The organism is Rhodococcus sp. BS-15 (assembly GCF_000813105.1).
Taxonomy (GTDB): domain Bacteria; phylum Actinomycetota; class Actinomycetes; order Mycobacteriales; family Mycobacteriaceae; genus Rhodococcoides.
Window position 1 is genome coordinate 1 of record NZ_BAOX01000423.1, and the last position, 2,999, is coordinate 2,999.

2 protein-coding genes and 2 pseudogenes are annotated in these 2,999 nt (G+C 60.8%); 2 read left to right on the plus strand and 2 right to left on the minus strand.

Annotation, left to right across the window (positions count from 1 at the left end; all coding sequences use genetic code 11):
- A pseudogene (locus RHBS_RS26155) lies at positions 1-622 on the minus strand (hypothetical protein); the annotation flags it as partial.
- Between the two features lie 462 nt (positions 623-1,084).
- Between RHBS_RS26155 and RHBS_RS26160 the strand changes: the two are divergent.
- A complete protein-coding gene (locus RHBS_RS26160) occupies positions 1,085-1,993 on the plus strand; it encodes a heme A synthase (RefSeq protein ID WP_374700664.1) in 909 nt (302 codons plus the stop codon).
- Positions 1,994-2,316: 323 nt separating this feature from the next.
- Here RHBS_RS26160 and RHBS_RS31200 read toward each other — a convergent pair.
- Positions 2,317-2,451: pseudogene (locus RHBS_RS31200) on the minus strand (MarR family transcriptional regulator); the annotation flags it as partial.
- 93 nt (positions 2,452-2,544) lie between these two features.
- Here RHBS_RS31200 and RHBS_RS26170 point away from each other — a divergent pair.
- Positions 2,545-2,999: alpha/beta fold hydrolase (locus RHBS_RS26170; RefSeq protein WP_187298641.1), on the plus strand; the 455-nt coding region annotated here is incomplete at its 3' end.

A 2,999-nucleotide genomic window follows, 5' to 3' on the forward strand; every position in this document is an offset into this window, starting at 1 on the left:
GGCGGCGGAGGTACCGCCGCCGACTGCAACAGCTCCTCCGCCGAGCCATGCGAGTGCGGGCGTTGCTTGCTGCAGCGCCGGAGAGTGCGGAGATCGCGGTGCCGGTCGATGCGGTGCCAAAGGTGGTGGCCACCCACAACGCGGCAGTCGGTGCCATGCTCGCGACCGCAGCGCCTGCGGAGAACCCGGCAGTGGCACCTGCCGCCGACTGTCGGGCGGCTTCGAGATCCTTCCGCGCGAACTCCTCCGCCCCCAGGAACTGGGCTTTGTTGATGTCGATCTTGGCGATGTCGGTCTCGAACGACTTGGGAGTGTTGACTACGCTGTTGATCAGCTGTTCGACGAGCTCGATCAGGTCTGTCGACCGTTCGCGCAGCAGCAGGAGAGAAATGCCTTTGTCGTTCATTGACGTGAACGCACCGTTGTACTTGGCTATCGCTTCCTGATAGGGGTCAGCCTTCTTCGCCGTCGGCTTCTCGACAGTGTCCGACGTAGCGTCCTTCAAATCGCTGCTCTGCCCACTCAGCTGCTTCGAGCCACTGCGTGCAAATCTGGCGAGATCACCGACTTTCTTGTCGAACCCCCACTGCTTGGCCTTGTCCACCCTGGCCGGTTCAACCATCGAGATCTCCGAACTCCGTGGACCGGCAGCCAGACAAGCCGAACCGAATAAGACGGACTGGCTCTGTCGGGCCGCCCTTGCACGACCCTAGCGCGGCCTCCTCCCGGCGGGGGATCGGGAAAATGCGGGGTGGACGTGCCCACGACACACACCCAGAGAAAGCCCAGAATTCGGTCCTCAACCAGAGTGCGTTGCCTCAGTCGGGAGGTCTAGCGAGGCCAAGCGGCAATACGACTGATCCCACTGCACACCTCCGACAACGAGTTGTTGCCGCGTCAACCCGTGTCGGTGGCATTGGTACCGACCCGTAGCACCGGTCTCAGAGGTTGGAGTCGGAACAAGGCCAATCGGTACGATAGCCAAAGTGGTCGCAGCTCATCGTGGGCCACGGCGACAGGGGAGCAGCTGATGCAAACACCACTCGGTTGGATCGCGTCGAAAGTCGAGTTCGGTCCGACTGCAATGCGCCGTGCTGCGATCGGATCTGTTGTCGTCACAATGGCGATCGTTGTCGGGGGTGCCGTCGTACGCGTCACAGGATCAGGGCTAGGATGTCCAACGTGGCCATCCTGTGTCGACGGATCCCTGGGGCCGACACCGGAGATGGGCATTCACGGTCTCATCGAGTTTGGAAATCGGCTGCTGACATGGGTTCTGTGTATAGCGGTTGGAGTCGTCATCGTCGTAGCGAAATGTCAACGGCCGCTGCGTCGTGACGTTCTGCGTATGGCATGGGTGCAGTTCTGGATCGTAGTCCTCAACGCAATCGTCGGTGGCCTGACCGTGTTGGCACGGCTGAGCCCATACATGGTGGCGGCCCACTTCATCGCGGCAATGCTGCTTCTCACTGCTGCCGTGCGTACGTATGATTTGGTCGAGAAGCGCGCCGACACAACTTCTTCAGCTGTCAGCAATATGCGACTTCAGGTCCTTGGCCGAGTTCTGCTCGGTGCCACCGCGGCTCTTGTGCTGCTTGGCACCGTGGTCACGGGAACTGGTGTGCATGCGGGCGATTCAGCAGATGTGCATCGGATTCCACTGGATTGGACGGTGATGACACTCGTGCACGGTACCGCGGCTGCCGTGGTGACCGTCCTAGTAGGCGTGTTGTTTCTCCGAGTGCGCAATGTCGGTGCGCCACAACTGGCTCGGTCTGCGAGCCTCTTCGTAGTACTTCTGCTAGCGCAGGGTGCAATCGGACTCCTGCAAGCGCTAGGTGTAACACCCGAGACTTTGATTGTCCTGCACCTGCTCGGCTCATCTTTGATTTGGGCCGGTGTCCTCAGGATCTTGTTCGAGATCAACAGGATGGAGGCTTACGGACGGATCAACGAGCCCCGACCTGCCGGTGAGTTGCCGGCGATTCGTTGATTGAATCGACGTTGCCCAACCTTCGCGTTCATGGCCAGATGCCTGATCCTGGGAGGAGGGAGCGTGCAGGTGTTGTCGCTACTGCGACACTTGCCTTTCGGCGACACTCTCCGCTGGCCGACTGGCTTCTCCAACGAACACGACTATTGCAGTAGCCCACATTGCGATGACGCTCATCGGCGCCATCCCAGCTTCGGTGAACACGGCACCTGAGCAGATGAAGAGCGCCAGCGCAATTGGTGACTTTATCAATCCGGTCGGTACGAAGAATGTACCGGCCGCGCGAACCCGAATGCGGGCCAATTCCTGGGTCGAAGGCCCGGCGCACCGAGTAGGTAGATCAGTGCGCGAACGTCGGTGGGGTGAAGACCCTTCGTGCGACCGAACTCCGATCCCAAAAGGTCGAGTTCAACGGTGAGTGCGCGTAGTCGGTGCACAGTAGATGGAGCATCGTGCAGCTCTTCGTCCACCGTGTCAGCCTTCGGTGGTTGTGCTTCCCAAAAATACCACGATGATCTAGTATCTCGATTATCGAGATACTAGGAGGTTCGGTGAGTCGGTTCAGCGATAGCCCCGTAGTTGAGGGATTCTTTTCGGCGTACGACCGCGTGCTGGCGAAGTGGCCGCTCCCTATCGACACCATCGACGTCGAATCCGACTACGGCACAACCCGAGTCAACGCCTCTGGCCCCCTCGACGGACCTCCTGTGGTACTACTGCCCGGTGGCGGTGCAACCTCGACCGTTTGGTTCGCCAACGTCGCCGCCCTGGCCCGGCGCAACCGGGTCTTCGCAATCGACCCGATGGGCGAGCCCGGACGAAGCGTGGTTGGTGGCAAACCGATACGCACAGTCGATGAACTGATGTCCTGGCTCGATCAGGTTCTCGAGACACTCGAGGTCGTGCGGACGTCGGCGGTCGGACATGGGTACGGGGCGATGGTGGCACTCGAGTACGCGCTGCACCGGCCGGAGCGCGTCGACACACTCGTCCTGCTCGATCCCCC

Bases quoted from the DNA above. Each gene is read 5' to 3' on its own strand.
- RHBS_RS26160 (WP_374700664.1), top strand. From the start codon at position 1,085: ATGCGCCGTGCTGCGATCGGATCTGTTGTCGTCACAATGGCGATCGTT.